We start from the raw sequence: 26,563 nt of genomic DNA on the forward strand, positions 1-26,563 counted from the left end.
AGACGAGCGCGGTGGATGACGCGAGGGTTGTCACTACCTATCATCACGCCCCCACGCCTTGATGATCTGCCAATGCACGTCATCATAGGACTGATACACAGGGAATTCCTCTGTTGTCGATGAAAATGGCGGGATGTTTACGCGGACATCGTAATAATGGGTCAGTGGCTCATCTGAATCTACGGTCTCCGGGTCTGTCACGCCAACCCTGATTCTGGTGATGGTGTATAGCCCTCCCCCGTTGTAAAGGCTCGCAGACATCGCGCCACCCAAAAATCGCGCCCGTCCTTCCAAATCAGACCACATGAATTGGGCCAACTCTTGTTCTTGCGAGGCATGATCCTCGAATCGAGATTGGCAGGCGCGGGATATATGGGCGGCGGCGGCCCCAGCGCCCTTTGTGCCATAGATAACGCAACTCTGTTCTGACAGGTACGGCGCGATCTGCTGGTGCACAAAGCCAAGGCTTGCGATAAGGATGGCTACAGATGCAGTGGCGGCGACCGCGCGCTCAATCCTCATCAGTGGAGACCAAGGACCTGGTATGCATTACGTCGCTGAATATTCCAGTCTAACGGCTCCAGCGCGCCCAGTCTGTCGCATTCTATGCCTTGGCTGTAGCTGCCGATAAATCGCCGCTGCGCGTCCTCCGAAGTGATGGTCACGAAGGTTCCGTAGGCGCAACCAGGCGCGCCCGCAGGGATCAGGCCGGGCGCCTCCCCTGCCACATCCCTATAGGCGCCTGCGTCATGCAGATACGTTACCCTGTACGGCCCCACAAGATCTACGCCGTTTGAAGGGGCAAAGGGGTGCATGTATGCCGGCGAGTCCACTTCTCTGAACACGACAGAAACGACACTAGTCCCTCCTTCCGTGGTGTGCCAGCCCACCCCAAAATCCCTCATCCTTGCGACACCGCGCCCATCCTCGTAAGACTGGTTACTTACTAGGCGTTCCGTATCAACGAAATCATACCCGGCCGGCTGATCCACGCGCTCCACCGGAAACCCCGGGGCAATCACGGCCTGCTGTGCGTAGTCGTAATGCGGCGGCTCACTCCCGGGAAGGGAAGCGCACCCCGTCAGGGCTGCGGCTAACAATATGGCGATGTGCTTCATGGTGCCTCCTTTGTACCAGTGAACAGTAGCGCAACTTGTGCCCGACCGCGACACTCCGCTCCAGCGGCTTACCGCCCAGGTGCTTAAAACTCTTCTCCCACAACCCTCACCACCAACCCCGCCTCCTTGGCCTGCCGCACGCAATCTGCCGTGCCTCGTCCTCCGGGGAATGCGACTAGATGCGTGGCGTAGGCCACCATCTCGGCGTTGCGTAGCGGGCCCGCACGGCGCCCCAGGCTCCAGTCTGCGGGGAATCGCCGCACGGGCCACCCCCTCTCCGCAGCATACCTCTCGCCCAGGGCATCCGCCCCGGGCGCTCCGCCGCTGACGATTTCGACCACCTCCTGCCTGGCTAATATCGCATCCAGCTTGCGCTTGAGTAGCAGCCAGTCGTCGAAGTCTCGGCCTCCGCAGATGATGCAGCGGATCATATCCATCCTCCAAATGCAGCCTGGCATGGTAGCCCATGCCGCGCTGCACTCTCCTTGCCCTAGATTGTGACCCGGATACGCCACACTGTCCTATCACTGTGACCCACATACCCCTATCAGTCACATTCACCGATTGCGCCCGGCGTGTAATGTGCTGATTTTAAAGGTCGATCGATCTCCCGAAACTCGGCTATCGGGATTTAGGTTCTGGTGCCTTCGGGCGTGGGAGTTCAAGTCTCCCCATCCGCACCATTTTATCTCCTAAGTTATTGATTTTGTTGGCCACAACAATCTCATATCCTTCGATCTTCAGTCCCCGCCCAGTCCCCAGGTTCTCGTCAGAAACCTGAGATACGCGTGCGTGCGCGCCCCTTACGCGGGGTAGCCTCAGAATCCGTGGGGGGCTCGGAAAAAGGTAACAAAGGTAATGCCTTCCAGAAATCCGGCCTAAATACCTGAATACAAGGGAATTCTAACGGTCGTTCAAAAGGTAACAAAAAGGTGATGCAAAGGTAATGCGTTACCTTTTTAAGAGGTCACAGAGAGAGAAATTCAAATCCTTTGAAAACAGTCACTTGCATCCGCGTTACCTTTTGCATTACCTCACATTACCTTTTTGAGGTAACAGAAAAGCCTTTATTTGTCAGATGCTTAGCATAGAAAACACCCCCTTGTGACCGATGTTACCTTTTTCCGAGCCCCCCTCACCTTCTCAGGAATCGCTCTCCTCCCGCCCTGCTACGTGGCCCGGTTGATTTCGCATGATTCCGCATGGGCTGCTGCCCTCTGCAAACCGCCTCGAAGCCCTACGGCTGGGCCGCATCCGCCGTCCTGCACGAGTGCGTGAAAAGCGACAGGTTTAGCGCGCAGGCGGGGCGGGGTGTCGACGGCGCGCCGTGGGGCGCCGCCGGCGTGGGCATGCGCTGGGCGTCGGTCCGGGATGAAAAAGCCGCCCAGGTTATGGGCGGCGGTTGAAGCAGGAAAGCACTGGTCATCGGTTGCTGATGATGAGCTCTCCCCGCTTGCTGGTGGACTGTCGGCCGACTGTGTAGCGGATCTGGGTGGAGTGGATGTTGAGCCCCTCGAAGGCACGCCGCATCTCCGGAATGTCGTTGACGCTGATCACCACCTGCCCCTTCGCGTTGTGAGCCAGCTCCGCCATCCGATCGTACTCTTCGAGGCCGAACTCCCCTCCATAGCCGGCGGTATCCCAGTATGGCGGATCCAGGTAGAAGAGGGTCTCGGGGCGATCGTAGCGAGTCACACATTCGGCCCAGTCCAGGTGCTCGATCACCGTGCGCGATAACCGGAGATGCGCCTGGCTCAGGTCCTCTTCGATACGCATCAGGTTGAGGCGAGGCGGGGTGGTGGCCGACGTGCCGAATGTCTGGCCGTGGACCTTGGCGCCAAAGGCAAGCTTCTGCAGGTAGAAGAACCTCGCCGCGCGCTGCACATCCGTGAGGTGCTGCGGATTCACCTCACGCTGGGTTAGGTACTCTTCCCGGCTCACCAGGCTCCAGCGGAACTGGCGCACCAGCTCGTCGGGGTGGTGCTTGACGATGCGATAGAGATTCACCAGCTCCCCGTGGGCGTCATTGATCACCTCCACGGGGCTCGGCTCCTTCAGGAAGAAGATCGCTGCGCCCCCACAGAAGGGTTCCACATAGGTCCTGTGCGGCTGGAACTGGGGAATAATGGCCTTTGCAAGGCGGCGCTTGCCTCCCATCCATGGGAGGATCGGTTTCATGGTCATCCAGACACCTGTTTATTTATCCAGTTTTTGGTATTCTTTCGGTGTCGCTGGATGCGCCAGGAAGGCGTTGATGATCAGGGACGATCACGGCGATACATGCCCGGGGCCCATGGCTCCGGGCTTTTTCATATCAGCCAGGAGGCGAAACGCTAGCCGCATCGAGCGAGTACGGCCGGAAGCGCACGACCTCCTGGCCGACGTGGTCGTTGATCTCGCTGAGGATCGCCTGCAGCGGCTCGAGCTCGTTGATCACGAAGACCCGGGCCGCTTTCTCGACGTCGCCGAAGCCCCCCGTGTTGTTGGGGATCACGCCCATCAGCTGCGGCGGGATCCTGTGGCCGGCGAGCTGGTCGTCGCGGGTGATGTTCTTGATCGAGGCGAACTCGTCCTTCGCGGCCACCTCAGAGATCGGGATGATTTGGATGCCGTCCTTCTTGCCGTTGGGGCTGTAGAAGAACAGGTTGCGGAAGTTGCCGACCCCCTTCGACTCCTTCAACGCCGTGCGCATGGCGTCGATATCCTCCTGGTTCTGAGCCGCGTCGGAGACGTACATCACGAATCCCGCGTGGGAGCCGTTGAGGTAGTACTTGCGCCTGAACAAGGTGGCGTTCTCGTTGAGGTAGATCGACTGCAGGGCGCCCAGGTAATCGGGCACGCCATAGACCTCCTGGTTGATATCCGGCTCGAGCAGATGGATCACGCTGCCCGGGGCGAACTCGCTGCGCTCGCTCCAGTTGGGCACCCAGAAGTAGCGCTCCAGGTCGGCGCCCCGGCGCACGTACTTGGCCCGGGCCGGACGCAGCGCGAGCAGCTTGCCCAGCCGCCCGAAGATCCGCTCGAGGTAGCAGTTGCCGAACACCAGGTAGTCGGTGACCAGGGCGCTGAAGGCCTGCCGGCTCAGCAACGGATGGGGAATGAACGAGCGCACCAGGATATTGCGCTTCACCTGGAGGGCACTGCCATGATGCGCCGTGGCGCGGTAGGTCTGGGCCAGTGCCGGGAAGTCCACCGGCGGCTCGTACCACTCGCTGCCCAGCATCCAGCAGCCGGTGTAGAAGAAGTCGTAGCCGTCGATGACCGGCACCGGATCGCCGAAACTAAACGCCTCGGCCTTCGCCGGGGCCCGGTCCCGGCCTGCACCGTCGTCGGTGCGGTAGGCCGGCACGCGCACGCGGGGCTTGGCTGCTGCGGGCTCGCTCATTCAAACATCTCCATCAGGGATCGTCCGGTGCCGTGGTCAACCGGACCGTCGAGAGGCTCGTTGTGCAGGGCATGCATGGTCGCCCAGGCCAGGTCGGCGTGACCGGTCTGGTTGTTGCGCCCTGCGCTGTAGGTGAACTGGCGACCGGAGGCGGTGAGCTCGCGGCGGATCGCCATGAACGACTGGGCCAGGTCGGTCCAGCCGGCGTCGAATTCGAGGCGGCCCCGGTTGATGATCTGCTGGGCCTGCATGACCAACCGCGCCTTGACCTCCGGGGTGTAGCGGTAGCGGGTGACGGTGGGGAAGAACTTGGCCACCAACTGGGCGACGGCCTCGCCCAGGCCGGAGGTGTCGATGCCGATGAAGGTGACGTTGTAGCGGCGGGTTACCTCGCGGATGAACTCCGCCTGGGCTTCGTAATCGCGCCCTTTCAGGCGATGCCGCTCGAGCAGCCGGTGCTTGCCGCTCATCGAACGCGGCGGCGCTACCACCACCAGCCCCGCCCCATCGCCCTCCTCGCCGTCGCCGGCCGGGTCGTAGCCGATCCACACCGGGTGCTCTCCATAGGGCCGCGGCGCGAATGGCTTGAGATCCCGCCAGGCGTCCCAGCTGTCGACCATGCACTTCTGCATCATCGCCAGCGGGAAGGCGCTCTGGGTGTCGTCGACGAATTCGCACATCAAAAGGTTGGCGAACTCGTCGTCGGAGTACTCCAGGCGCAGCTGGTCGATATCGAACAGGTCGCAGCCGCCGGCGATGGCATCCTCGATCGTCACGATCTGGCGCCACTGACCGTCCGGGCCACGCGCCCCACACTTTAGCGCGGCATGGCTAACGTCGATCGTCACCCGCTCGGCCTTCTTGCGGCGCTTGTTGAAGCGCTCGCCGGTCCAGAAGGGATAGGCCTCGTGGGCCACGGAGGATGGCGTGCTGAAGTAGGTCTGCCGCCACTTCTTGTGCATCGCCATCCCGCTGGTCACCTTGCGGAACTGCTCGAAACCGTGGATCCAGAAGTACTCGTCCAGGTAGGTGTCACCGTGGTAGCCCTGGGCCGTCTTGGCGTTCGTCCCCAAAAAGTGCAATTCCGCCCCGTTGGCGAGGATGATCGGGTCGCCCTTCAGCTCGACGCCGGTGATCTCCTTCACGAACTGCACGATGTAGTGGCGGAAGATATGCGCCTGGGCCTTCGAGGCGCTCATGAAGATCTTGTTCTTGCCGGTCTCCAGGGCATCGGCGATCGCCTCTCGGGCGAAGTACCAGGTGGCGCCGATCTGGCGTGACTTGAGCAGGTTGCGGATACGCTCGTGCTGGCCGGCGCGGTACCAGACCCGCTGGTAATCGAACAGCGAGGCCTCGAACGCCTCGACGATCTGGATCACCCCTTCGTCGCCCACATCGTTGCGTTTCGGCTTGCGCTTCTCGCCGGCATTGCGCCGCTCGATGTTGGGGTTCAGGTCGGTCTCGCGGCCCGACTCTTGGTACTTGTGGACCCGGGCCAGGCGCTCGATCTGCCGGCCCAGCAAGTCCAGCTCCTTGAAGTCCTTGCCCTCCTTCTGCTCCTTCCAGATCAGCTGCACCATGCGCGCTTCCAGCGCGCCTTCCACCCGCTGGGTCGGCGTGGCGGCGTCCCAGTCGTCGCGCTTTTTCCAGCTGTCGATGGTGGCCCGCGGGATATCCAGGAACTCGGCAATGCGCGCGATGCGCCACCCCATCCAGTAGAGGTGCCGTGCGGAAAGCCGGTAGTGATCGTCGTCGATGTGCGCTTGCGGTGTCATGCCGCCAGCGTACCCGCGCGCGCAGCAGCGACACCGGGCCCCTCGGTGTGAGTCGGCCCACTTACACCGGTGGCGCGTTGAGCCGGTCCCCGTGTGCGCGGAACCTGACGGCAACCATTCCGCACACCCCAACCGAGGCCCTCTCATGCCCTGGCATCGTATCGGAACCGAAGGCGCCACCACCGATGGCCGTGTCATCAGCGCCGACTGGCTCACCCAGATGGCCAAGAATTTCGACCCGGCCAAGTATGGCTGCCGCGTCAACATGGAGCACATCAAGGGCCTGCTGCCCGATGGCCCCTTCAAGTCCTATGGCGACGTCACCGCGCTGAAGGCCGAGAAAGGCGATGACGGCAAGATGGCGCTGTTCGCCGAGATCGATCCGACCGATGAGCTCAAGGCCTTGGTCGAGAAGCGCCAGAAGGTCTACACCTCGATGGAAGTCGATCTCGACTTCGCCGGCAGCGGCGAAGCCTACCTGGTTGGCCTGGCCGTCACCGACTCCCCAGCCTCCCTGGGCACTTCCATGCTGCAGTTCAGCGCCGAACAGGGCCAGGAATCCCCGCTCGCCAGCCGCAAGCAACGCCCTGAGAACATCTTCTCCGCCGCGGTCGAGACCGCGCTGGATTTCACCGAAACCCCGACGGAAGCGAACGGCCCCAACCTGCTCGACACCGTGAAGTCACTGTTCGCCAAGCACAGCGGCAAGCACAAGCACGAGCTCGCCGCCTTCCAAGCCGACCTGCAGCAGACCCTCGCGCTTTTCGTCGAGAAGCACACGGCGCTGGAAGGGGAACTGGCCAAGCGCCCCTCCGATACCGCCTTCAGCGAGCTCAAGCACGCACATGAGGAGCTGAAAAGCCGCTTCGAGGACCTGTTCAACCGGCTCGACAACGAGCCCGGCCCGCAACACCAGCGCTCACGCGCAACCGGCTCCGACGCCGCCATCGAAACCGACTGCTAAGGGACGCCTCAATTCATGCGCAACGATACCCGCATTCTCTTCAACCAGTTCGCCGCCCAGGTGGCGAAGCTCAACGGCGTGCCCGACGCGACCCAGAAGTTCGCCGTGGAGCCCAGCATCCAGCAGCGCCTGGAGAAGCGCATCCAGGAGTCGAGCGACTTCCTGGGACGCATCAACGTGATCGGTGTCGATGAGCTGAAGGGGGAAAAGCTCGCCCTCGGCGTCTCCGGCCCCATCGCCGCGCGCACCAACGTCGCCAACCAGGACCGCCAGACCCGCGACCTCTCGACCCTGGATGCCCAGGGCTACGAATGCCGGATGACCGAGTTCGACACCCACCTCGGCTATGCCAAGCTGGACGCCTGGGCCAAGTTCCCCAACTTCCAGGCCCTGATCCGTGATGCCATCGTCCGCCAGCAGGCCCTCGATCGGATGATGATCGGCTTCAACGGCACCTCGGCGGCGGCACAGACCGACCCGGTCGCCAACCCGATGCTCCAGGACGTCAACATCGGCTGGCTGCAGCACTACCGCACCCAGGCCCCGGCCCGGGTCCTAAAGGATGGCAAGACCGCCGGCAAGATCCTGATCGACCCCACCAAGACCACGGACGCCGAGGGCAACATCACCGGCATCGTCGGCGACTACGCCACCCTCGACGCCCTGGTCTACGACGTCGTCAACAGCCTGATCGAACCCTGGTACCGCCAGGCGCCGGGGCTGGTGGTGATCGTTGGGCGAAGCCTGCTGGCCGACAAGTACTTCCCGCTGCTCAACCAGTCGCTGCCCAGCGAGCAGATGGCCGCCGACCTGGTGATCAGCCAGAAGCGCATCGGCGGCCTGCAGGGCATGGACGTCCCCTACTTCCCCGACGACGCCATCCTGGTCACCACCCTCGACAACCTCTCGATCTACTGGCAGACCGGCGCGCGGCGCCGCCACGTCGCCGAGAACCCCAAGCGCAACCGCATCGAGAACTACGAGAGCTCCAACGACGCCTATGTCGTCGAGGACTTTGGTGCCGGCGCCCTGGTCGAGAACATCGAAATGTCGCCGGCGGCGCTCAACGGCTAAGGGAGGAGCCTCATGACCAGCCTCGCTCGACGACACTTCCAGCGCGTCTCGGCCGCCCAGGCGGCCGAGGCCTCCGGCGACGCCCCGATGCAGGGCGACGCCTACCAGTTGATGCAGGCCGCGCTGTTCGAGGACTACCGGCGCCTCAAGTCGACCCAGTCGATGGAACGCAAGGCCGAGATCAAGCGCGAGATCCTGCCCAAGTACGCCGACTACGTCGACGGCGTGCTCGCCGCCGGCCGCGGCGCCCAGGACGACGTGCTGATGCGCGTGATGCTGTGGCGCATCGATGCCGGCGACATCGCCGGCGCGGTGGCCATCGCCCGCTATGCGCTCCAGCACGGCCTCACCCCGCCCGACCAGTTCGAGCGCGGCACCGCGGCGATCATCGCCGAGGAGGTCGCCGACCAGGCGCTCAGGCTGATCGAGGCCCAGGACGCCGATGTGGCAGCCCTGCTCGAGCTGCTCGAGGAGGTCGAGGTACTGACCCGCGACGCCGATATGCACGACCAGGTGCGCGCCAAGCTCTACAAGTCCCTCGGCTACGCCCAGCGCGACGCCGGCCGGCTGGAGCCGTCCCGGCTCAGCCTGGCCCGCGCCCTGGAGCTCAACGACCGGGTGGGCGTGAAGAAGGACCTCGAACGCCTGGATCGCCAGATCCGGCAACACAACGATGCCGATCGGGACGACCACGCCTGATCGGCTCCACCGAGTCGCACGCCGACGTCAGGGGGCGCGACGCTAGAGAGGAGGCTTCCTCCCGGCTCGAACCGTCGCCCACCCCCTTCAACCAGGATCACCGCCGATGACCAGTTTCGTCTCCGCCGGCAGCGCCACGGACACCACCGCCGAGCCGATCCAGAACAACGGCTTCTGGCCGGACCTCGACCCCAGCGATTTCCGCGACCAGCACCGCCTGGACAGCACGGTCACCGCCGTGCGCCTCGAAGGCGCCCTGCTCACCGCCATGGCCATGGTCAACCGCACCCTGCGCGACTGGCAGGCCCGCCAGGTCGAGGCCGGCCACCCCACGGTGGACGCGGTGCCGGTGCCGATCTGGCAGGCGCCCGGCATCTACCCGGGGCTGTACCGCCGCGCGGTGTTCTCCCTGGCGCACGCCAGCCTGCTCGAGCACTACGCAGATTACGACGCCACCAACAGCGGACGCGATCGCGGCGAACAGCTCACCGAGCCGGCGGACAGCTACCGCCGCGATGCCGCCTGGGCGATCAGCGAGATCGAAGGCCGCCCGCATAGCACCGTCGAGCTGATCTGATGGCCCGTACCGTCCGGGCCCGGCAACACGACACCCTCGATGCCATCTGTTATCGCGTCTACGGCCGCACCCAGGGCATCACCGAGCAGGTGCTGAATGCGAACCCCGGCCTCGCCGATCTCGGGCCGGTGCTGCCTCACGGCACCCCGGTGCGGCTGCCGGACATCGCCCCCGAGCCGCCCAGGCGGCCCACCGTCCAGCTCTGGACCTGATACCGAGGACACCCATGGCCGAACCCAGCACCGCCACTGCCGCCGGCACCGCCACCGTCACCGCCGCCCTGATCGGGCTACTGCCCGGCATCGATGCCAACGCCGTGGTCGGCGCTTTCTGCGGCGCCGCCCTCTTCGTGATCAGCGCCAAGGATCTCGGCCTCTTCGAGCGCCTGGCCTACCTGGTCATCTCGTTTCTGATCGGCTACTTAGGAGGGCCCGCCATGCTCGGCGGCATGATCGACCACTCCTCCGTCGCCGCCTTTATCGCGTCCGCTGTCACCATCACCGCCGGGCTACGACTGATCGAGGGCGCCAAGACCCTCGACCTCCGCGCCTGGCTAGGAGGGAGGAAGTGACTATCGCCGAGACCACCGCGCTGATCGCTACCCTGGTGATCATCCTGCGCCTGCTCACCTATCGCCGGCGGGGGAGCCGTTACCGTCCCGTTTTCGGCGTCATCGCCTGGGTGGCCATCACCGCCTGCACCCTCCTCGCCGCCAGGATCGTGACCACTGGCGTGCCCGCCGCCGCCGGCCTGGCCCTGGTGCTGGTGGCCATCGCCGCCCTGCTGCTGCGCTGCCGGGGCGACCTCGCCCACCTACTCCGCTGGAGGCACTGATGCGCCACTACGCCGCCCTGCAGGAAAAGAGCCTGTTCATCTCCGCCGGCCATAGCGACAGCGACCCCGGCGCCGTCGGCCACGGCCGCACCGAGGCCGATATCGTCCTCGAGTTTCGCGACCTGCTCGCCGACTACCTGCGCGCCCGGGTCATCTTCGACAAGGACGGCGCCCCGGGGCAGAACCTGCCACTGCGCGACGCCATCGGCGCCGCCAAGGCCCACGACCTGGCCGTCGAGTTTCACTGCAACGCCGCCGCCAGCCCCGCCGCCACCGGCGTCGAGACCCTCAGCCACGGCCACCACTACCCGCTGGGCAATGCCCTCTGCCGGGCCATCGCCGACACCCTGGGTATCGCCAACCGCGGCGCCAAGGGCGAGGCCTCCGGCCAGCACAGCCGCCTGGCCTTTGTCAGCCAGGGCGGCGGGCTGATCGTCGAGCTGTTCTTCGTCAGCAACAAGCACGACCTGGCCAAGTACATCGCCAACCGGGGCCGCCTGGTCGCCGCCATCGGCGACGTCCTGGTCAACGCCATCTGCCAGGACATCGAGCCGGAGGTTCACGCCGCATGACCCGCGCCCGCCTCGCCGGCCTCACCCTGCTGCTGGTGGCCACCGCCGCCGGCAGCTGGCAGGCCCGCGGCTGGCTGGAGGACAGCCAGCGCCTCACCGCCGAACGGGCCGCCCAGCAGGCCATCGACGCCGCGCTCGCCCGGGAATCACGCATCGCCCACGCCGTCGAGGCGCGCCTGGCCGAGCTCGACGCCAACGAACGCATTATCGATCGAGGGATCATTCGTGAAGTGCAGAAGCCGATCTATCAGCGCGTTTGCCTTGGCGACGACGCTATCCGCCTGCTCAACGACGCCGCCGCCGGGCGCCGACCCGATCCAGCAGGGCCTGCTGCGCCCCTGCCCCGCGACCCTGCCGGCACTGACTGACGGCACCGGACAGGACGTCGCTCTCACCCTGGCCCGTTGGGCCCGCCAGTATCACGACTGCGCCACACGCCACAACGGCCTGGTCGAGCTGCTCGAGGCCCGCCCATGAAGAAGTTGCACCTGCTGCGACAGCGGCTGATCGGCGCTGTCCCCTCGCTGGCCCGGGATCCAGACCGGCTGCTCACCTTCGTCGAGGAAGGCAGCATCGAGTTTCGCCGCGGCCGCAACCTGTCCCATGAGTACCAGTACGCCGCCCAGTTGGTCCTGACCGACTTCGGCGACGACCTGGACACGGTGATGGTGCCGCTGTTGCAGTGGCTCGCCGAGTACCAGCCCGATGCGGAGCCCGGCGAGGCCGTCAGCTTCGAGGCCGAGATCCTCAGCAACCGCTCGGTGGACCTCGCCCTGCGCGTGCGGCTCACCGAGCGCGTCATCGCCAAGGTGGACTGCGAGGCGGGCACCATTCGAGTCGATCGTGCCCTGCCCCGCTTCGAGCTCGATGCCTGCCCGGTGACGCAGCATTGGCAGCTGCTGATCCGCGACACCAATACCGACGACGACTACACCCTGGCGTCTGAATGGGGGGAAGTGGACTCCGATGGCGGATGACCTGCAGGCCCTGGAGGACTGGGTCGCCCCGCTACTGGCCCGGCTCGACGCCAAGGAGCGCCGCCGACTGGCGCGCTCCGTCGCCCGCGACCTGCGCCGCAGCCAACGCGAACGCATCCGGGCGCAGACCAACCCCGACGGCACGCCCTACGCCCCGCGCAAGCCCCAGAAGTGGCGGGCACGCCAGGGTGGCATCCGTCGCCGGGCCATGTTCGGCAAGCTCTCTAACGTCAAGTGGCTCAAGGCCACCGCACGCGGCGATACCGCCGTGGTGGGCTTCTTCGGCAGCGTCGCCCGGCTCGCCAAGACCCACCAGTACGGCCTCCGCGATCGCGTCGGCCGTGACGGCCCGACCATCGAGTATCCCCAGCGCGAGTTGCTCGGCTTCACCGAGGCCGACCGTCGGCTGATCTTCGACTCGCTGCTGACCCACCTGGACCCGGTGTAAGTCCCTCGACTCACACCCGCCCCCACTTCGCCTGCCAATGCCGCCGCAGCACGATAGCGGCATGACTATCACCGAGCTCCTCCGCCTGATTCACAACCTGATCCGCACCGGGACCATCGCCGCGGTGGATCATCAGGCGGCGCGCGTGCGCGTGAAATCCGGCGAGCTGCTGACCGACTGGCTGCCCTGGATCGAAGGCCGCGCCGGCACCACCCGGGACTGGAACCCGCCCACTGAAGGCGAGCAGGTCGTGGTGTTTTCGCCCGGCGGCGATCCCGCGGCCGGGGTAGTGCTGACCGGGCTGTTTTCCGATGCCCACCCCGCCCCGACGGCGCTACCCGAGCTCTGCCGGCGCATCTTCCCCGACGCTGCCCTGTTCGAGTACGACCACAAGACCAGCGTGCTTCGAATCAAGCTGCCCGGTCGTATCGAGATCGAGGCCCCGGGCGGCACCTCCTGGCTCGGCAACATCGCTCACCAGGGCGATATGGCCCGCCAAGGTAGCTACGCCCAGGCCGGCGGTGAGCTGACCCATAACGGCACCAATATCGGCGACACCCATAAGCACGGCGGCGTGGTACCCGGTGATGGCCAGAGTGGAGGGCCCGTCTAATGTCCGGCATGAATGCCACCAGCGGTCGCGCCCTGGATCGCCTCGAGCATATCCGTCAGAGCGTGAGCGACATCCTCACCACGCCGATCGGCTCGCGGGTCATGCGTCGCGACTACGGCTCGCTGCTGCCCGAGCTGATCGACCAGCCCCTCAACGAAGCCACGGCACTGCGCGCCTACTCGGCGGCCGTCGTCGCGCTCATGAAATGGGAACCGCGGATCCGCGTGCAGCAGATCACCCGCCAGGTCTCCACCGAGCGCCCGGGGCGTCTCGACCTCGCCATCGTCGCTCGCCTCATCGACTCCGGTGAAACCGTCTCCTTCGAGGTTCCGATCACATGACCGGCACCATCGACCTGTCGCAGCTCCCCGCGCCCGACGTCGTCGAGGAACTCGACTACGAGGCCATCCTCGCCGAGCGCAAGGAGCGGCTGCTCGACCTGGTCGGCGAGAGCCGGCGCGCCGAGGTGGAAGCCACCCTCGCGCTGGAAAGCGAGCCGCTCACCAAGCTGTTGGAAGAGAACGCCTATCGCGAGCTGCACTGGCGGCAGCGGGTCAACGAAGCCGCCCGGGCGGTGATGATCGCCCACGCGCGCAACGGCGACCTCGACAACCTGGTCGCCAACTTCAACGTCAAGCGGCTGACCGTCGATCCCGGCGACTCGACGGCCGTGCCGCCAGTGCCGCCGACCCTGGAGCCGGACGATGACCTGCGCCTGCGCGGCCCCGAGGCCTTCGAGGGGCTAAGCGTCGCTGGCCCCACCCGCGCCTACGAGTTCTACGCGCGATCCGCCGACGGCCGTGTGGCCGATGCCAGGGCCATCTCCCCCGAGCCCTGCGAAGCGCTCGTCACCGTGCTCTCCCGGCTGGGAAACGGCGAGGCCCCACAGGACCTGCTCGATATCGTCGAGGCCGCCCTCACACCCGAGGACGTTCGCCCCGTCGGCGATCGCGTCACGGTCCAGTCGGCCGCCATCACCGAGTTCGCCATCCAGGCAGTGCTGCACCTGCACGCCGGCCACGGCCCCGAACAGGAGCTGATCCTGGACGCGGCCCAGCGCCGTGCCGACGACTATGCCGCCGCCCTGCTCAAGCTGGGCCGCAGCGTCTACCGGGACGCCATCGAGGCGGCACTGCATGTGGAGGGCGTGATGCACGTCGAGCTGATCTCGCCGGCCAGCCATATCCTGCTCGATCTCACCCAGGCCGCCTACTGCAACGGCATTGACGTCACGCTGGGAGGCATCGATGGCTAAGGCGTTATCGCTGTTGCCACCCAACGCCACCGTCCTGGAACGCTCGTCCGCCCAGGCGCTGGCGGAAATCGAGCGGGTTCCGGTACCGCTGCGCGACCTCTGGCATCCGGACCGCTGCCCGGTCGCCCTTCTGCCCTATCTGGCCTGGGCGTTCTCGGTGGATCGCTGGGATCCCGACTGGCCGGAGGCCGCCAAGCGCTCGGTGATCCGCAGCTCCTACTTTGTCCACCGGAAGAAAGGCACGATCTCGGCGCTACGCCGTGTCGTCGAGCCGCTCGGCTACCTACTGGAAGTCTCGGAGTGGTGGCAAACCCAACCGCCTGGCCCGCGCGGCACCTTCACCTTGCGCATCGGCGTGCTCGACCAGGGCATCACCGAGGCGATGTTCATCGAGCTCGAGCGGCTCATCGCCGAGGCGAAACCGCTCACGCGGCATATCACCGGCCTCGACATCACCCTGAGCAGCGCCCTGACCGCCCACGTCGGCGTGGCCATCAACGATGGCGACGAACTCGACGTGCTGCCCTGGGAGTCGCCCGACATCGACGTGATCTGCCGCACGCGGCAGGCCCTGGCCATCACCTCCCACGACACGATGGATATCCACCTGCATGATTGACCAGAACTCCACCTTCGGCGGTTTTCTCACCGACGTCGGCGAGGCCAAGCAGGCCAACGCCAACGCCCTCGGCCAGCCCTGGAAGCTCACCCACATGCTGCTGGGCGACGCTAACGGTACCGATCCGGTGCCGCAGCCCGACCAGACCACGTTAATCAACCAGGTGTACCGCGCCGCCATCAACCAGCTCTCCGTCGACCCGGCCAACCCAGCGATCCTGATCGCCGAGCTCGTGCTACCACCCAACGTCGGCGGCTGGTGGATCCGCGAGCTCGGCCTTGAGGACGAGGACGGAGACTTCGTCGCGGTGGCCAACTGCCCACCCAGCTACAAGCCCCTGCTTGCCCAGGGCAGCGGCCGAAATCAGGTGGTGCGTATGCACCTCATCGTCAGCAACACGGCCAACGTGGAACTGAAGATTGATCCCAGCGTGGTGCTGGCCACGCGGCAGTATGCGGATGACGGCGACGCCGCTGTCCGGGCAACGACACAGTTCGCGACCTATGACCCCACCCGGATCTACACCACTGGCGAGGTGGTGCGCGGCAGCAACGGTGCCTTTTACGAGTTCTACGACCGGGACCAAGTCGGCACTGTCCAGGGCGTCGATCCGACGAACCCCGCCAATCGCCCGCATATCTGGATGGAGTGGGATGGCGTAAAGCCGGGTGCGACCATCGAGTGGCGCTCGGAGACCCTGCCCGAGGGTTATATCGAAAACGATGGCTCCGAGGTGAGCCGTGGCGACTACCGGCGCGTCTTCTCTGCGATCGGGACGCTCTACGGAGCTGGGGATGGGAACACGACCTTCCAGTTGCCGGATGACCGGGGCGAGTTCAAGCGGGGCTGGGATCACGGCAGGGGTATCGATTCAGGTCGACAGCTGGGCTCTCACCAACTCGATGCGTTTCAAGATCACTTTCATTATCTTCCCACGACAACAGGTTCGGGCGGCAATTCCATAGAGGGAGATGTTAATGCCGCATTTTATGATCATGAATACCCGAGCGGCGCAATAAGAGACCCAAGAGCGGGGGGTGGGGGAGATAACAACGGTGTTGCCGCGGGTGTATATCTCCGAACGTACTATGCCAGCTCCATAGCTCCATCTAACTGGAAAATCGCTTCCGAGACCCGACCCCGTAACAACGCCGTTATCTACCTGACCAAGATCTAGGAGCCTGCCATGCGTATCTGGGACATCCACCCTATTGATGGCACCGTTATCGATCCCGCCGGCCGCGAGGCGCCTACCGATCCGATGAGCCGGCAACCGCGTAGCCCAGCCAATGCGACCGATCAGGAGCCCCCGGCCACTGGCGAGCACCAGGCCGCCCGCTGGACGGGTGAGGCTTGGGAGCTCGTGCCGGACTGGCGCGGCCATGTCTATTGGACCGAGGACGGTCAGCGTCACGAGATCACCGAACTCGGTACCGAGCCACCGGCCGATGCCCTGGGCGAGGCCCCGCCCGAGCCCCTGGAGGATCTCGCCGAGCGCAAGCGCCGTGAGATCGACACAGCCCGCGATGCGGCCTTCGCCGCTGGCCTACCCTACGACATCGCCGGCGAGCCAGACGTGGTCCAGACCCGCCCCCAGGATCAAATCAACCTGCTGGGCCTAAACGCCAAGGCCCAGCGCCTGGTAGCCGAGGGCGTGACCGATCCGGTGATGCCCTTCCGCGGCCTGTCCAACGTGACCCGGCTGCTGACACCTGAGCATATGGACACCCTCACTCTCGCCGCCCTGGCGCATATCGAGGACATCTACCAGCGCAGCTGGGACCGGAAGGACGCCATTGACGCAGCACTGGACTCTAGCGACCGGATGGGGATCGAGGCGGTGGTGTGGTGAGCACCAATCAGCATTTCCAGAATGCACATCGCCCGCCTAATCGCGGGCTTTTTTTAAGTTCCTTCGGGTTCTCCATTAACTCTATCTCTTGCCCCAGGATTCCAGCCCACTTCAACCTTGGCCTCTCTTTTGCTAACCAACATCAACCTTCCTGACATTGGCTCATCAATAGAGTGATGATAAAAAACAAAAACATCACCATTAGAATACATAAGTTTTCCACCAAAACACTCCTTGCTTTCAAAAAAGCATATCTCATCCTGCCTTCCAGAATTCAATAAGCTAACCAGATCTTTTCTACCCAATTCTGTAACATCCTCAAAAACAGAAACTATAACCATAAGCGCAATTACGCCAAATATATAATAAATAAAAGCCGCAAACAACACTGAAAAAGCACGAGAAAAATCCCTAACAAAATCACCCTTCAAGATAACCCGCGTACTTTTATAGAAATAACCAACAACCTGTGAGAAATATGTCAACGAGGCCGCAAAGCACACCACCAACATGACAAAGTGAATTCTAACTATATCTAAAAGCGCATACACACCCCACCCAACATAGTCAACCGAAACCAAGCTAAGCCAGCCAAAATCATTGGTAATATGACCAAAAAAGCTATATTTATATATATAACCAACAACATAAAAACAGGAAATAAACACAACACCTAAAGCAAATCCTCGGTACATATAAAAAACTTCCTTTTTAATAAGCAGCGGCTAATGATATGAGCTGAAACATTGTTTGTAAATCGAGCATCCACAGCACTCTCCCTCGCCCGCTCCCACGCAAGCATAACGCCGACCGTCATTCTCACCTGAGCAGGGGTTCCCCCTGCCCCAGGACTACCATCTCGGCGTCCGTTTCCACGAGATCAACGAAGACACCCGACCGATCCGCACCGTGGCCACCGCGGTCATCGGCCTAGTGGCCACCCCCCCGCTCGCAGCGGCGGCTCGCACCCCAAAGGGGTGACTGCTGTTGTAGATGGCGCATACACAACGTACAGCAAGTGACAACCTCAACATCGAGGCGTCACTCTGATGGCATCTCGCCACGGCTAGACGCCGGAATGATCAGCGAGCTGGCTTATCTCAAGCTCGATCCTTGGTGGCTAGTGATGAACCTGAGGGAGGACAAGGACATGAAGCTGCACCTGCATCTACACGAGATGTTCCACAAGGTCAATGTGGGCATTGCGACAGTTACAACACCGCACACCTTGCAACAAGATTCTGTTTTAAAGCCCTTTATCACCAGTTTGAGAGGCCAAGGCACTACGATGCACTGACGATTCTCAATACCACGACCTGTCAGGCCTGCCCCTACCTGACCATATGGGAACCGACGACACCCAGCACAGCGTGGAGCGGTGCGAGATAATCGGCCACCAGATGACGAAGGGATGAAATAGGAAAGCCCCGGGGGGAACGGGGCTTGAAATGCATCAGGCGTTGGCGCGCCTTCAACACAGGGTTATTGCATGGCACATCGTAGATCAGGGAGAGCCTCGATCCAATGGCTATGGCTCAAGATTGAGCTACCGGCTTCGCCGTTCATCCGGTTCTGCCTTGGCTTGTCGATCCTTTTGCCGGCACTGGGAGCCTTCTCCTGGTTTGCCCAGCCGATCCTGCTGGCCTGGATCAACTAAGCGTGTGGTTTCTGCGGGGTCCCGGGTGTGAGTCCCCCCACTCACACCCGCCGCCGCTAACACCCTGCCCGCCTGCATCGCACGATACCTGCGTGAATTCACGTCTTTCTTTGGAAGACCCAGGCTGAATCCTGCGCAGGAGCCTCCCATGGCACTCGACCAATACCACCACGGCGTGCGCGTCTCCGAGGTCAACGACGGCACCCGCTCTATCCGCACGATCTCGACTGCCGTCATCGGCGTGGTCTGCACCGCACCGGATGCCGACGAGGCGACGTTTCCCCTCGACCAGCCCGCCCTGGTCACCAATGTGGACACCGCGATCGGTAAGGCTGGCACCACCGGCACGCTCAAGGACGCCCTCACCACCATCGGCAACCAGGCCAAACCGATCATCGTCGTGGTGCGCGTCGCCGAAGGCATCGACGAGATCGAGACCACTGCCAACGTCATCGGCACCACCACCGAGACCGGCCAGCGCACCGGCCTGCAGGCGCTGCTCACCGCCAACCAGAAGCTGGGCGTCACTCCGCGCATCATCGGCGTACCGGGGCTCGATACCCAGCCGGTGGCCACCGCCATGGTCTCGGTGCTGCAGCAGCTACGCGCCTTCGGATACGCCTACGCCCATGACTGCGCGACCGTCACCGACGCCACCGCCTACCGCGACCAGTTCGGGGCCCGCGAGCTGATGATCATCTGGCCGCAGTGGCAAGCCTTCGATACCGATGCCGCCGGCACGGTCTCGATCAGCCCGGTCGCTGTGGCCCTCGGCCTGCGCGCCAAGCTCGACCAGGAGGTGGGCTGGCACAAGACCCTGTCCAATGTCGTGGTCAACGGCGTTACCGGCATCGATCGCGACGTGTTCTGGGACCTGCAGTCGCCGAATACCGATGCAGGGACCCTCAACGCCGCCGACGTCACCACCCTTATCCAACAGGGCGGCTACCGCTTCTGGGGCTCGCGCACCTGCGCCGGCCCGCAGTCCCTGTTCCCGTTCGAGAACTACACCCGGACCGCGCAGATCCTCGCCGACACCATCGCCGAGGCGCACCTGTGGGCCGTGGACAAGCCCATGCATGTTCTGGTCAAGTCAGAGCGGACACATTTTCAAGCTGCAGCTGCCAATTCAATCTCCCTCGGCGTCTGGTAGCCGAGGGTCGAGTGGAGCCGGCAGCTGTTGTACTCCATTTCGATGTAGTCGATCACGTCCCGCCGTGCAGCCTGGCGGCTCCAGTAGCGCTGACCAGCCAGCCACTCACTCTTCAGTGAGCCGAAGAACCGCTCCATAACGGCATTGTCCCAGCAGTTCCCCTTCCGGCTCATCGAGGCCTGGAGCCCGTACCGAGCCAGCGTGGACCGGTAGTCATGCGACGCGTATTGGCTGCCGCGGTCACTGTGATGTAGCAGTCCTTCATCGGGCTGCCGGCGGCCCACGGCCATCTCCAGAGCATCCAGTACCAGCGGCGTGCGCATGTGGTCCGCCATCGCCCAGCCCACCAACTGCCGGTCATGGAGATCAAGCACCGCCGCTAGATAGAGCCAGCCTTCCAGCGTCCAGATCGCCGTGATATCGGCCACCCAAACCTGGTTCGGTGCCGCCACCATGAACTGGCGGTTCAGCAGGTTGGGTGCCACCGGTAGGCTATGCTCACTGTCGGTCGTATGACGCCAGCGGCGCCGCTGCCGTGCCTCTACGCCGGCTTCCCGCATCAGGCTCCGGGCCTGGTAGCGGCCAACGTCGTAGCCGCGACGTCGCAGCTCTCTGGCCATACGGCGGCTGCCATAGCTGCCGCGTTTCCGGTGATGGATCTCGCTGACTTCACGCAGCAAGGCCTGACGCTGGTCATCAGGGCCACGCTGCCGCCAAGCATAGAAACCACTCCGGCTGACCTGCATGACCCGACACAACACGGCCACGGGATAGGTGGCCTTCTCCGACTCGATGAACTGGTATTTCAGCTCGACTCTTTGGCGAAGAAGGCCGCCGCCTTTTTTAAAATATCCTTTTCCATCTGAAGCTTACGAACTTCTTCGCGGAGCTTCTTTATCTCGGCATCGCGATCATCCTCATGCCGCCCCGGGGTACCGGAGACCTGCTGACGGTGCTTGCGGCACCAGCGGTCCAGCACGCTGCGCTCCACGCCCAGGCGCCGGGCGGCCTCGGATACGGAATACCCCTGATCGATCACCAGGCTCACCGCATCGGCCTTAAAGTCATCGGAAAACCGACGTCGAGTCTTCTTGGTCATGAACACCTCCATGGCCTCCATTATGAGGCTTATCGGGGTGTCCGCTCCAATTGGACCACTTCAGCATGCCTCCCTAGCCCGCGACATCATCGAAGGCATCAACGCCAAGTTCAGCGAACTCAAGAGCCTGGGGCTGATCGTCGACGGCCAGGCCTGGCTCAACGACGAGCTCAACACCCAGGAGTCGCTCAAGGCCGGCAAGCTGCGCATCGACTACGACTACACCCCGGTGCCGCCCTTGGAGGACCTCGGCTTTCAACAGCGCATCACCGATTCATATCTGGCCGATTTCGCCCAGCGCGTCGCGGCCACCTCGTAAGGAGCTGACCCATGGCACTCCCAAAAAAGCTCAAGGACCTGAACCTGTTCAGCAACGGCGACAGCTGGCAGGGCGTCATCCAGTCCGTCACCTTGCCCACCCTCACCCGCAAGATCGAGGAGTGGCGCGGCGGCGGAATGGACGGCGCGGTCGGCATCGACATGGGCATGGACGGCCTGCTGACCTGCCAGTGGACCGTCGGCGGCCTGGTCGAGTCGATCTTCGACAACTTCGGCAGCTCGCGCATCGATGCCGAGCTACTGCGCATGACCGGCAGCTACGAGCGTGACGACGTCGACGAGGTCGATGCGGTGGAGGTCGTGATGCGCGGCCGCCACACCGAGATCGACATGGGTGACGCCCAGTCCGGCGAGAACACCGAGCACCAGGTCACCAGCACGCTCAGCTACTACAAGCTGGCCATCAACGGCACCACCAAGATCGAGATCGATCTCCCCAACTACGTGTTCAAGGTCAACGGCGAGGACATGCTCGCCAAGCGCCGCCGCGCCCTGGGCCTGTAAACGACGAACGCCCCGCCGGTATGGGGCCGGCGGGGCGCTCTGGATGAATCCTTGAGATAGCCAAGGAAACAGCTTGAATCATTTTAGCTTATTGGTAGAGCTCATGAAATCTTGCATCGACAAGCATGGCCTCTGGCCCACAGTTAGCGCCTTCATCGCCTGCTGCCTGGCAGTGTCCGCCGTCGCCATAGCCTGGCGCCTTCCCGACATCATCGCTGTGATGAATGGAATCTGACATGACCCCGCAAGGTGCAGACCGTGCCGGTTTTCTCCTCGCCCTGGCAGCCATCTGGGGCGCCACCCTCTTCGGCCTCGCCGCGATCCTGTTCGCGGCCCGCGGCCTGATGTAACCCACAAGGAATCCATGACATGACCAAGCCCCAAGCCATCACCGCCACCATCGAACTCGACACCCCACTCAAGCGCGGCGAGACCGAGATCGCCGAGCTGACCCTGCGCAAGCCCTCCGCCGGCGAGCTGCGCGGCGTCTCCCTGGCCGAGGTGCTGCAGATGCAGACCGACGCGCTCATCACCCTCATTCCACGGATCTCCAACCCCTTACTGACGGCGGCCGAAGTGCGCCAGATGGACCCGGCCGACCTGGTGCAGTGCGGCGGCGAGATCGCCGGTTTTTTGCTGACGAAGCGGGCCAAGGGCGAGACCGCATAAACCTCCCCACCCAAGTAGAAGACGCGATGGCCGACCTGGCCATCGCCTTCCACTGGACTCCCACCGACTGCGCGGACTTCACCCTGCGCGAACTGATGGACTGGCGCGAACGGGCGCGCAAGCGCAGCGGTGCCGACGACCACGGAGCCCGCCATGGCGCGCGATCTCAAGCTACAAGTCATCCTCGACGCCGCCGATAAGGCCTCGCGGCCACTCAAGGCCATCGATCGCGCCTCCCAGGGCGCCGCCCAGTCCATGAGGGAAAACCGCGACCGCCTCAGGCAACTGCAGGCGGTCCAGAAGAACGTCAGCTCCTTCCGCACCCTCAAGAACCAGTCCGGCGAGACCGCCAGGGCACTCCACGAGCAGCAGGAGCGCATCCGACGCCTCTCCCAGCAGATGCGCACCCACGAGGGCGACACCGCCTCCCTGGTCGCCGAGCGCCGTAGGGCCATCGAGCAGGCGCGCCGGCTCTCCCGGCGACACGACGACGAGCGCCGCCAACTGCAGAGGCTGCGTACCTCGCTCAACGAGAGTGGCATCAGCACCGCCAACCTGCGCCGCGACCAGCAGCGGCTGGCCAGCGAGATGCAGGAAGCCAACCAGGCCGTGGAAGACCAGCGCCGCAAGCTCAAGCGCCTGGCCGATCAGCAACGCCACGCGGCCCAGGCGCGAAGCCGTTACGACCGCAACATCGGCCGGGCCGGCCGCATGGCCGGTGCCGGAGCGGCGGGCCTGGCCACCGGCGGTGCGACGCTCTACGCCGGCGCGCGACTGCTCGCCCCCGGGGTCGAGTTCGGCGAGGCCATGTCCCGCGTGCAGGCCCTGACTCGCCTGGACGGCAACGACGAGCGTCTCGCGGCCCTGCGCGAACAGGCTCGTGAGCTGGGCTCGAGCACCGCCTTCAACGCCGGGCAAGCGGCCAATGCCCAGGGCTTCCTCGCCATGGCCGGCTTCTCGCCGGAGGCCATTGAGGCCTCCATGGCCGACATGCTCAACCTGGCGCTGGCCAACGGCACCGACCTCGCCCGCACCGCCGACATCTCCTCGAACATCCTCTCCGGCTTCGGCCTCGACCCGGCGGAGATGGGCCGCGTCGGCGATGTGCTGACCGCCACCACCACCCGGGCCAACGTCGACCTCGAGATGCTCGGCGACTCAATGAAGTACGTCGCCCCCGTGGCCAGAGAGATGGGCCTATCCCTCGAAGAGGCCGCCGCCATGTCCGGGCTGCTGGGCAACGTGGGCATCCAGGGCAGCCAGGCCGGCACCACCCTGCGTGCCATGATGCTGCGGCTGTCGGCGCCCACCGGCGCGGCGGCCGGCGCCATCGAGGCCCTGGGCATCAATATCCAGGATGCCGAGGGCAACATGCGCAACGTGCCGCGGATCCTCTCCGACGTGGCCCGGGCCACCGAATCGCTGGGCAACGCCGAGCGCATGGAGTACCTCAAGGCCATCTTCGGCGAGGAACCGGCGGCCGGCATGGCCGAGATGATCAACCAGCAGGGTTCCGCCGGCATCGAGGCCTTCACCGATATCCTCACCCAAGCCGCCGGCGAGAATGCCCGGGTGGCCCGGACCATGGCCGACAACATCGGTGGCGATCTCAGGTCGCTCAACAGCGCCTGGCAGGAGATCGGCATCACCCTCACCGATACCAACGAGGGGCCCCTGCGCGGGCTGATCCAGAACATCACCGGGGTCACCCGCGCCGTGGGCAACTGGATGAAGGAAAACCCCGCGCTCACCGGCCAGTTGGCCACCGCGGCCGCCGCCCTCGCCGCCCTGGTGGCCATCGGCGGCGGCTTCATGGTGCTGCTCGGCTCGGTCCTCGGCCCGATCGCCATGGTCAACTACGCCCTCACCCTGCTCTCGCTAAACCCGGTGAGCCTGACCATCATGGGTATCGTCGCCGCGGTGGCCGCCCTCGCCGCCGGGGCCTACCTGGTCTACCGCAACTGGGACTCGATCGCCGGCTGGTTCGGCGAGCGCTGGAAGGACATCAAGGCCGCCTTCTCCGGGGGCATCGGTGGCGTAAGTCGCTTGCTGCTGGACTGGTCGCCCCTGGGCCTGCTGTGGCGTGGCATCTCGACCGCACTCGGTGCCCTCGGCGTCGAGTTGCCCGGCACGCTCAGCGGCCTGGGTGGCACCGTCATCGACGGCTTTATTGGCGGCATCACCGCCGGCCTGGGGCGCCTCGGCAACGCCATCACCGGGATGGGAGAGAGCGTCAGGAGCTGGTTTATGGAGACGCTAGGCATCAACTCGCCGTCGCGCGTCTTCGCCCAATTCGGCGACTGGACGGTGGAGGGCCTGATCGACGGCCTGACGGGCCGGCTCGCCGACCTCCGGGACCGAGTGGTCGGGATCGCCGACAGCGTGAAGGGCTGGTTCGCCGACGTGCTCGACATCAACTCACCCTCCCGGGTATTCGCCCGGTTCGGTGGCTATACCGTCGATGGCCTGAATGCGGGCCTCGACGCCCAGCGCGACGAGCCCGCCCGGCGCGTGCGCGACATCGCCCGGCGGGTCTCCCGCGCGGGTGCTGGGCTGGCCCTGGGCGCCGCCACCCTGCAGGCCGCGGCCATGCCGGCGATCGCCCCGCAGGAGCCCATCCGCTTCGACACCCGGCCGCCGCTGGCCAGCCCGCAGCAACACGCCCAGGGCGGCATCACCCTGGGTGACATCCATATCACCGTCAACGCCGCCCCAGGCACGGACGAGCGGCAGATCGGCCAGTTAGTGGCCCAGGAAGTGCAGCGCGCCCTGGCCGACGCCGAACGCAGCGCCGCCGCCCGCCGCCGTTCGTCGCTGCTGGATATCGACTGACCCACCACCAGGAGGCCCCACCATGCTTATGGCCCTCGGCATGTTCGTCTTCGCGACGCGCAGCGTGCCCTATCAGCAACTGCGCCGCTCCACCCAATGGCGCCACACCAGCCAGTCGCGGGTCGGCGATCGCCCCGCCTATCAGTTCGTCGGCCCCGGGGACGACAGCATCACGCTGTCCGGCACGCTACTGCCCGAGTTCACCGGCGGCCGCATCGACCTGGACGAGATCCGCGACATGGCCGACCAGGGCCAGGCCTGGCCGCTGGTCGAGGGCACCGGCAGGCAATACGGGCTTTGGGTCATCACCCGCGTCGAGGAGACCTCGAGCAGCTTCTTCCGCGACGGCGCCCCGGCGAAGATCGACTTCACCCTCCAGCTCGAGCACGTCGACGACGCCCGCACCGACCTGATCGGCAGCCTCACCACCTCCGCCGTCGCCCGCCTGGCAGGGGCCTACGCATGAACGACGCCACCGCCACCCGCTACCGGCGCCCGGGCTACCGCATCACCCTGGACGGCACCGACATCACCCCACGCGTGAACGGCCGCCTGATCCAGCTTAGGCTGCGCGAACAACGCGGCCTCGAGGCCGACCAACTGGATATCGTCCTGGCCGATCATGACGGCGCCCTTGCCCTGCCCCGCCGCGGTGCCGAGCTGGCCGTCGCCTTCGGGTGGCAGGATGAGGGGCTGATCGACAAGGGGCTCTTCACGGTCGACGAGGTGCAGCACGACGGCACACCCGACCGGCTCACCATTCGGGCCCGCTCGGCGGACCTGCGCGGCGATCTCCCCGGCAAGCGCACCCAAAGCTGGCATGACCACATCCTGCGCGAGATCGTCGACACCATCGCCCAGCGCCACGACCTGGAGCCGGTCGTCGGCGAGACGCTCGGCGGCATCCGCGTCGGTCACATCGACCAGACGGATGAGTCGGACCTGAACTTCCTGACCCGGCTCGGCGAACGCTTCGACGCCATCGCCACCATCAAGTCCGGTCGCCTGCTGTTCACCCAGGCCGGCGAGGCACTGACCGCCAGCGGCCAGGCCATGCCCAGCATTCCCCTGGCCCGGCGCGACGGCGACCAGCACCGCTACAGCACCACCGACCGCGACGCCTACACCGGCGTGAAGGCCCACTGGAACGACACCAGCGGCGCCGAGCGCCGAACCGTGATCGCCGGCAGCGACGAGAACGCCAAACAGCTACGCCCTACCTATGCCAGCGAATCCGATGCCCTGGATGCCACCCAGGCCGAATGGCGCCGTATCCAGCGCGGTCTGGCCGAGTTCGAGCTGACCCTGGCCCTGGGCCGGGCGGATGTGCTGCCCGAATCGCCGCTGCAGGTCCGCGGCTTCAAGCCCGAGATCGACGTCACGCCCTGGCTGGTCACCGAGGTGGAGCACACCCTAGGCGACAGCGGCTTCGGCACCCGAGTGCAGTGTGAGGTGAAGGGGGCAACAACCTAGGTACAGTAGTGACAGTGATGACATACCCTGCGAGCCTGTTACCTTCTGGACCTATAACGCAGGGATGAAGGAAGA

General features: G+C 64.8%; 33 protein-coding genes and 1 pseudogene. 26 read left to right on the top strand and 8 right to left on the bottom strand.

What is annotated here, in order from left to right; translation table 11 throughout:
• Positions 1–33: 33 nt before the first annotated feature.
• The 6 genes from ACZ5EF_RS11180 to ACZ5EF_RS11205 form a co-directional block, all read right to left on the bottom strand.
• Entirely contained in the window at positions 34–522 is a 489-nt protein-coding gene (locus ACZ5EF_RS11180) for a hypothetical protein (protein ID WP_346064161.1), read from the bottom strand.
• Entirely contained in the window at positions 522–1,118 is a 597-nt protein-coding gene (locus tag ACZ5EF_RS11185) for a hypothetical protein (protein ID WP_346064162.1), read from the bottom strand. The genes ACZ5EF_RS11180 and ACZ5EF_RS11185 overlap by 1 nt, the downstream gene beginning before the upstream one ends.
• 83 nt (positions 1,119–1,201) lie before the next feature.
• Positions 1,202–1,576: a DUF2493 domain-containing protein gene (locus ACZ5EF_RS11190; RefSeq protein WP_428832127.1), complete on the bottom strand. Its 375-nt coding sequence runs from the start codon at positions 1,574–1,576 to the stop codon at positions 1,202–1,204.
• A 964-nt stretch (positions 1,577–2,540) separates the two neighbouring features.
• A complete protein-coding gene (locus ACZ5EF_RS11195) occupies positions 2,541–3,302 on the bottom strand; it encodes a DNA adenine methylase (protein ID WP_464122055.1) in 762 nt (253 codons plus the stop codon).
• 130 nt (positions 3,303–3,432) lie between these two features.
• On the bottom strand, positions 3,433–4,503 hold the full coding sequence (locus ACZ5EF_RS11200) for a phage portal protein (protein ID WP_346064164.1): 1,071 nt from the start codon (positions 4,501–4,503) through the stop codon (positions 3,433–3,435).
• Positions 4,500–6,278, bottom strand: a complete 1,779-nt coding sequence (locus ACZ5EF_RS11205) for a terminase large subunit domain-containing protein (RefSeq protein WP_346064165.1) — start codon at positions 6,276–6,278, stop codon at positions 4,500–4,502. Before ACZ5EF_RS11205 ends, ACZ5EF_RS11200 begins: the two co-directional genes overlap by 4 nt.
• A 145-nt stretch (positions 6,279–6,423) precedes the next feature.
• On the opposite strand from ACZ5EF_RS11205, the gene ACZ5EF_RS11210 reads away from it, so the two are divergent.
• The 17 genes from ACZ5EF_RS11210 (at position 6,424) to ACZ5EF_RS11290 (ending at position 16,762) form a co-directional block, all read left to right on the top strand.
• Positions 6,424–7,242: a GPO family capsid scaffolding protein gene (locus tag ACZ5EF_RS11210; RefSeq protein ID WP_346064166.1), complete on the top strand. Its 819-nt coding sequence runs from the start codon at positions 6,424–6,426 to the stop codon at positions 7,240–7,242.
• 15 nt (positions 7,243–7,257) lie between these two features.
• Positions 7,258–8,316, top strand: a complete 1,059-nt coding sequence (locus ACZ5EF_RS11215) for a phage major capsid protein, P2 family (protein WP_346064167.1) — start codon at positions 7,258–7,260, stop codon at positions 8,314–8,316.
• 12 nt (positions 8,317–8,328) lie between these two features.
• The gene (gene gpM / locus ACZ5EF_RS11220) at positions 8,329–9,015 is read left to right on the top strand and encodes a phage terminase small subunit (protein WP_346064168.1); all 687 of its coding nucleotides are present in this window, start codon (positions 8,329–8,331) and stop codon (positions 9,013–9,015) included.
• Between the two features lie 106 nt (positions 9,016–9,121).
• On the top strand, positions 9,122–9,592 hold the full coding sequence (locus ACZ5EF_RS11225) for a head completion/stabilization protein (protein WP_346064169.1): 471 nt from the start codon (positions 9,122–9,124) through the stop codon (positions 9,590–9,592).
• Positions 9,592–9,804: a tail protein X gene (locus tag ACZ5EF_RS11230; protein ID WP_346064170.1), complete on the top strand. Its 213-nt coding sequence runs from the start codon at positions 9,592–9,594 to the stop codon at positions 9,802–9,804. Before ACZ5EF_RS11225 ends, ACZ5EF_RS11230 begins: the two co-directional genes overlap by 1 nt.
• 14 nt (positions 9,805–9,818) lie before the next feature.
• The gene (locus ACZ5EF_RS11235) at positions 9,819–10,163 is read left to right on the top strand and encodes a putative holin (RefSeq protein ID WP_346064171.1); all 345 of its coding nucleotides are present in this window, start codon (positions 9,819–9,821) and stop codon (positions 10,161–10,163) included.
• Entirely contained in the window at positions 10,160–10,426 is a 267-nt protein-coding gene (locus tag ACZ5EF_RS11240) for a phage holin family protein (RefSeq protein WP_346064172.1), read from the top strand. The genes ACZ5EF_RS11235 and ACZ5EF_RS11240 overlap by 4 nt, the downstream gene beginning before the upstream one ends.
• Entirely contained in the window at positions 10,426–10,998 is a 573-nt protein-coding gene (locus ACZ5EF_RS11245) for an N-acetylmuramoyl-L-alanine amidase (RefSeq protein ID WP_346064173.1), read from the top strand. Before ACZ5EF_RS11240 ends, ACZ5EF_RS11245 begins: the two co-directional genes overlap by 1 nt.
• The gene (locus ACZ5EF_RS11250; protein WP_346064174.1) at positions 10,995–11,366 is read left to right on the top strand and encodes a hypothetical protein; all 372 of its coding nucleotides are present in this window, start codon (positions 10,995–10,997) and stop codon (positions 11,364–11,366) included. Before ACZ5EF_RS11245 ends, ACZ5EF_RS11250 begins: the two co-directional genes overlap by 4 nt.
• Before the next feature lie 105 nt (positions 11,367–11,471).
• Positions 11,472–11,975, top strand: a complete 504-nt coding sequence (locus ACZ5EF_RS11255) for a phage tail protein (RefSeq protein ID WP_346064175.1) — start codon at positions 11,472–11,474, stop codon at positions 11,973–11,975.
• Complete coding sequence (locus ACZ5EF_RS11260) at positions 11,965–12,423, top strand: phage virion morphogenesis protein (RefSeq protein ID WP_346064176.1); 459 nt, start codon at positions 11,965–11,967, stop codon at positions 12,421–12,423. Before ACZ5EF_RS11255 ends, ACZ5EF_RS11260 begins: the two co-directional genes overlap by 11 nt.
• A 61-nt stretch (positions 12,424–12,484) precedes the next feature.
• Positions 12,485–13,036, top strand: coding sequence for a phage baseplate assembly protein V (locus tag ACZ5EF_RS11265; protein WP_346064177.1), 552 nt, complete (start codon positions 12,485–12,487; stop codon positions 13,034–13,036).
• Positions 13,036–13,377, top strand: a complete 342-nt coding sequence (locus tag ACZ5EF_RS11270; protein WP_346064178.1) for a GPW/gp25 family protein — start codon at positions 13,036–13,038, stop codon at positions 13,375–13,377. Before ACZ5EF_RS11265 ends, ACZ5EF_RS11270 begins: the two co-directional genes overlap by 1 nt.
• Positions 13,374–14,291: a baseplate J/gp47 family protein gene (locus ACZ5EF_RS11275; RefSeq protein ID WP_346064179.1), complete on the top strand. Its 918-nt coding sequence runs from the start codon at positions 13,374–13,376 to the stop codon at positions 14,289–14,291. Before ACZ5EF_RS11270 ends, ACZ5EF_RS11275 begins: the two co-directional genes overlap by 4 nt.
• Positions 14,284–14,910, top strand: a complete 627-nt coding sequence (locus ACZ5EF_RS11280; protein WP_346064180.1) for a phage tail protein I — start codon at positions 14,284–14,286, stop codon at positions 14,908–14,910. The genes ACZ5EF_RS11275 and ACZ5EF_RS11280 overlap by 8 nt, the downstream gene beginning before the upstream one ends.
• Positions 14,903–16,087, top strand: coding sequence for a phage tail-collar fiber domain-containing protein (locus ACZ5EF_RS11285; protein ID WP_346064181.1), 1,185 nt, complete (start codon positions 14,903–14,905; stop codon positions 16,085–16,087). Before ACZ5EF_RS11280 ends, ACZ5EF_RS11285 begins: the two co-directional genes overlap by 8 nt.
• Before the next feature lie 9 nt (positions 16,088–16,096).
• The gene (locus ACZ5EF_RS11290; protein ID WP_346064182.1) at positions 16,097–16,762 is read left to right on the top strand and encodes a DUF4376 domain-containing protein; all 666 of its coding nucleotides are present in this window, start codon (positions 16,097–16,099) and stop codon (positions 16,760–16,762) included.
• Between the two features lie 53 nt (positions 16,763–16,815).
• On the opposite strand, the gene ACZ5EF_RS11295 is transcribed toward ACZ5EF_RS11290, so the two are convergent.
• A complete protein-coding gene (locus tag ACZ5EF_RS11295; RefSeq protein ID WP_346064183.1) occupies positions 16,816–17,457 on the bottom strand; it encodes a hypothetical protein in 642 nt (213 codons plus the stop codon).
• A 383-nt stretch (positions 17,458–17,840) separates the two neighbouring features.
• On the opposite strand from ACZ5EF_RS11295, the gene ACZ5EF_RS11300 reads away from it, so the two are divergent.
• Both ACZ5EF_RS11300 and ACZ5EF_RS11305 read left to right on the top strand, forming a co-directional pair.
• Entirely contained in the window at positions 17,841–18,059 is a 219-nt protein-coding gene (locus tag ACZ5EF_RS11300) for a hypothetical protein (RefSeq protein WP_346064184.1), read from the top strand.
• A 508-nt stretch (positions 18,060–18,567) separates the two neighbouring features.
• The gene (locus ACZ5EF_RS11305) at positions 18,568–19,572 is read left to right on the top strand and encodes a phage tail sheath subtilisin-like domain-containing protein (protein WP_428832128.1); all 1,005 of its coding nucleotides are present in this window, start codon (positions 18,568–18,570) and stop codon (positions 19,570–19,572) included.
• On the opposite strand, the pseudogene ACZ5EF_RS11310 reads toward ACZ5EF_RS11305, so the two are convergent.
• Positions 19,530–20,671 (bottom strand): annotated as a pseudogene (locus ACZ5EF_RS11310) (IS3 family transposase). The gene ACZ5EF_RS11305 and the pseudogene ACZ5EF_RS11310 overlap by 43 nt on opposite strands.
• 22 nt (positions 20,672–20,693) lie before the next feature.
• Between ACZ5EF_RS11310 and ACZ5EF_RS11315 the strand changes: the two are divergent.
• The 7 genes from ACZ5EF_RS11315 to ACZ5EF_RS11345 all read left to right on the top strand — a co-directional run bounded on the left by ACZ5EF_RS11315 (position 20,694) and on the right by ACZ5EF_RS11345 (position 26,488).
• Complete coding sequence (locus ACZ5EF_RS11315; protein ID WP_464123365.1) at positions 20,694–20,990, top strand: phage tail sheath C-terminal domain-containing protein; 297 nt, start codon at positions 20,694–20,696, stop codon at positions 20,988–20,990.
• 11 nt (positions 20,991–21,001) lie between these two features.
• The gene (locus ACZ5EF_RS11320) at positions 21,002–21,514 is read left to right on the top strand and encodes a phage major tail tube protein (RefSeq protein ID WP_346064251.1); all 513 of its coding nucleotides are present in this window, start codon (positions 21,002–21,004) and stop codon (positions 21,512–21,514) included.
• 369 nt (positions 21,515–21,883) lie between these two features.
• Positions 21,884–22,183 (top strand): phage tail assembly protein, encoded by a 300-nt coding sequence (locus tag ACZ5EF_RS11325; protein WP_346064250.1) that lies wholly within the window; start codon positions 21,884–21,886, stop codon positions 22,181–22,183.
• Between the two features lie 26 nt (positions 22,184–22,209).
• A complete protein-coding gene (locus ACZ5EF_RS11330; RefSeq protein WP_379730138.1) occupies positions 22,210–22,383 on the top strand; it encodes a GpE family phage tail protein in 174 nt (57 codons plus the stop codon).
• Entirely contained in the window at positions 22,337–25,015 is a 2,679-nt protein-coding gene (locus tag ACZ5EF_RS11335; RefSeq protein WP_346064249.1) for a phage tail tape measure protein, read from the top strand. Before ACZ5EF_RS11330 ends, ACZ5EF_RS11335 begins: the two co-directional genes overlap by 47 nt.
• A gap of 22 nt (positions 25,016–25,037) precedes the next feature.
• The gene (locus tag ACZ5EF_RS11340; protein ID WP_346064248.1) at positions 25,038–25,481 is read left to right on the top strand and encodes a phage tail protein; all 444 of its coding nucleotides are present in this window, start codon (positions 25,038–25,040) and stop codon (positions 25,479–25,481) included.
• Complete coding sequence (locus tag ACZ5EF_RS11345) at positions 25,478–26,488, top strand: contractile injection system protein, VgrG/Pvc8 family (RefSeq protein WP_346064247.1); 1,011 nt, start codon at positions 25,478–25,480, stop codon at positions 26,486–26,488. Before ACZ5EF_RS11340 ends, ACZ5EF_RS11345 begins: the two co-directional genes overlap by 4 nt.
• Positions 26,489–26,563 lie beyond the last annotated feature (75 nt).

The organism is Bisbaumannia salifodinae, from assembly GCF_055388505.1.

Bases quoted from the DNA above. Each gene is read 5' to 3' on its own strand.
- ACZ5EF_RS11180 (WP_346064161.1), bottom strand. From the start codon at position 522: ATGAGGATTGAGCGCGCGGTCGCCGCCACTGCATCTGTAGCCATCCTT.
- ACZ5EF_RS11185 (WP_346064162.1), bottom strand. From the start codon at position 1,118: ATGAAGCACATCGCCATATTGTTAGCCGCAGCCCTGACGGGGTGCGCT.
- ACZ5EF_RS11190 (WP_428832127.1), bottom strand. From the start codon at position 1,576: ATGCCAGGCTGCATTTGGAGGATGGATATGATCCGCTGCATCATCTGC.
- ACZ5EF_RS11195 (WP_464122055.1), bottom strand. From the start codon at position 3,302: ATGACCATGAAACCGATCCTCCCATGGATGGGAGGCAAGCGCCGCCTT.
- ACZ5EF_RS11200 (WP_346064164.1), bottom strand. From the start codon at position 4,503: ATGAGCGAGCCCGCAGCAGCCAAGCCCCGCGTGCGCGTGCCGGCCTAC.
- ACZ5EF_RS11205 (WP_346064165.1), bottom strand. From the start codon at position 6,278: ATGACACCGCAAGCGCACATCGACGACGATCACTACCGGCTTTCCGCA.
- ACZ5EF_RS11210 (WP_346064166.1), top strand. From the start codon at position 6,424: ATGCCCTGGCATCGTATCGGAACCGAAGGCGCCACCACCGATGGCCGT.
- ACZ5EF_RS11215 (WP_346064167.1), top strand. From the start codon at position 7,258: ATGCGCAACGATACCCGCATTCTCTTCAACCAGTTCGCCGCCCAGGTG.
- gpM (WP_346064168.1), top strand. From the start codon at position 8,329: ATGACCAGCCTCGCTCGACGACACTTCCAGCGCGTCTCGGCCGCCCAG.
- ACZ5EF_RS11225 (WP_346064169.1), top strand. From the start codon at position 9,122: ATGACCAGTTTCGTCTCCGCCGGCAGCGCCACGGACACCACCGCCGAG.
- ACZ5EF_RS11230 (WP_346064170.1), top strand. From the start codon at position 9,592: ATGGCCCGTACCGTCCGGGCCCGGCAACACGACACCCTCGATGCCATC.
- ACZ5EF_RS11235 (WP_346064171.1), top strand. From the start codon at position 9,819: ATGGCCGAACCCAGCACCGCCACTGCCGCCGGCACCGCCACCGTCACC.
- ACZ5EF_RS11245 (WP_346064173.1), top strand. From the start codon at position 10,426: ATGCGCCACTACGCCGCCCTGCAGGAAAAGAGCCTGTTCATCTCCGCC.
- ACZ5EF_RS11250 (WP_346064174.1), top strand. From the start codon at position 10,995: ATGACCCGCGCCCGCCTCGCCGGCCTCACCCTGCTGCTGGTGGCCACC.
- ACZ5EF_RS11255 (WP_346064175.1), top strand. From the start codon at position 11,472: ATGAAGAAGTTGCACCTGCTGCGACAGCGGCTGATCGGCGCTGTCCCC.
- ACZ5EF_RS11260 (WP_346064176.1), top strand. From the start codon at position 11,965: ATGGCGGATGACCTGCAGGCCCTGGAGGACTGGGTCGCCCCGCTACTG.
- ACZ5EF_RS11265 (WP_346064177.1), top strand. From the start codon at position 12,485: ATGACTATCACCGAGCTCCTCCGCCTGATTCACAACCTGATCCGCACC.
- ACZ5EF_RS11270 (WP_346064178.1), top strand. From the start codon at position 13,036: ATGTCCGGCATGAATGCCACCAGCGGTCGCGCCCTGGATCGCCTCGAG.
- ACZ5EF_RS11275 (WP_346064179.1), top strand. From the start codon at position 13,374: ATGACCGGCACCATCGACCTGTCGCAGCTCCCCGCGCCCGACGTCGTC.
- ACZ5EF_RS11280 (WP_346064180.1), top strand. From the start codon at position 14,284: ATGGCTAAGGCGTTATCGCTGTTGCCACCCAACGCCACCGTCCTGGAA.
- ACZ5EF_RS11285 (WP_346064181.1), top strand. From the start codon at position 14,903: ATGATTGACCAGAACTCCACCTTCGGCGGTTTTCTCACCGACGTCGGC.
- ACZ5EF_RS11290 (WP_346064182.1), top strand. From the start codon at position 16,097: ATGCGTATCTGGGACATCCACCCTATTGATGGCACCGTTATCGATCCC.
- ACZ5EF_RS11295 (WP_346064183.1), bottom strand. From the start codon at position 17,457: ATGTACCGAGGATTTGCTTTAGGTGTTGTGTTTATTTCCTGTTTTTAT.
- ACZ5EF_RS11300 (WP_346064184.1), top strand. From the start codon at position 17,841: ATGATCAGCGAGCTGGCTTATCTCAAGCTCGATCCTTGGTGGCTAGTG.
- ACZ5EF_RS11305 (WP_428832128.1), top strand. From the start codon at position 18,568: ATGGCACTCGACCAATACCACCACGGCGTGCGCGTCTCCGAGGTCAAC.
- ACZ5EF_RS11315 (WP_464123365.1), top strand. From the start codon at position 20,694: ATGAGGCTTATCGGGGTGTCCGCTCCAATTGGACCACTTCAGCATGCC.
- ACZ5EF_RS11320 (WP_346064251.1), top strand. From the start codon at position 21,002: ATGGCACTCCCAAAAAAGCTCAAGGACCTGAACCTGTTCAGCAACGGC.
- ACZ5EF_RS11325 (WP_346064250.1), top strand. From the start codon at position 21,884: ATGACCAAGCCCCAAGCCATCACCGCCACCATCGAACTCGACACCCCA.
- ACZ5EF_RS11330 (WP_379730138.1), top strand. From the start codon at position 22,210: ATGGCCGACCTGGCCATCGCCTTCCACTGGACTCCCACCGACTGCGCG.
- ACZ5EF_RS11335 (WP_346064249.1), top strand. From the start codon at position 22,337: ATGGCGCGCGATCTCAAGCTACAAGTCATCCTCGACGCCGCCGATAAG.
- ACZ5EF_RS11340 (WP_346064248.1), top strand. From the start codon at position 25,038: ATGCTTATGGCCCTCGGCATGTTCGTCTTCGCGACGCGCAGCGTGCCC.
- ACZ5EF_RS11345 (WP_346064247.1), top strand. From the start codon at position 25,478: ATGAACGACGCCACCGCCACCCGCTACCGGCGCCCGGGCTACCGCATC.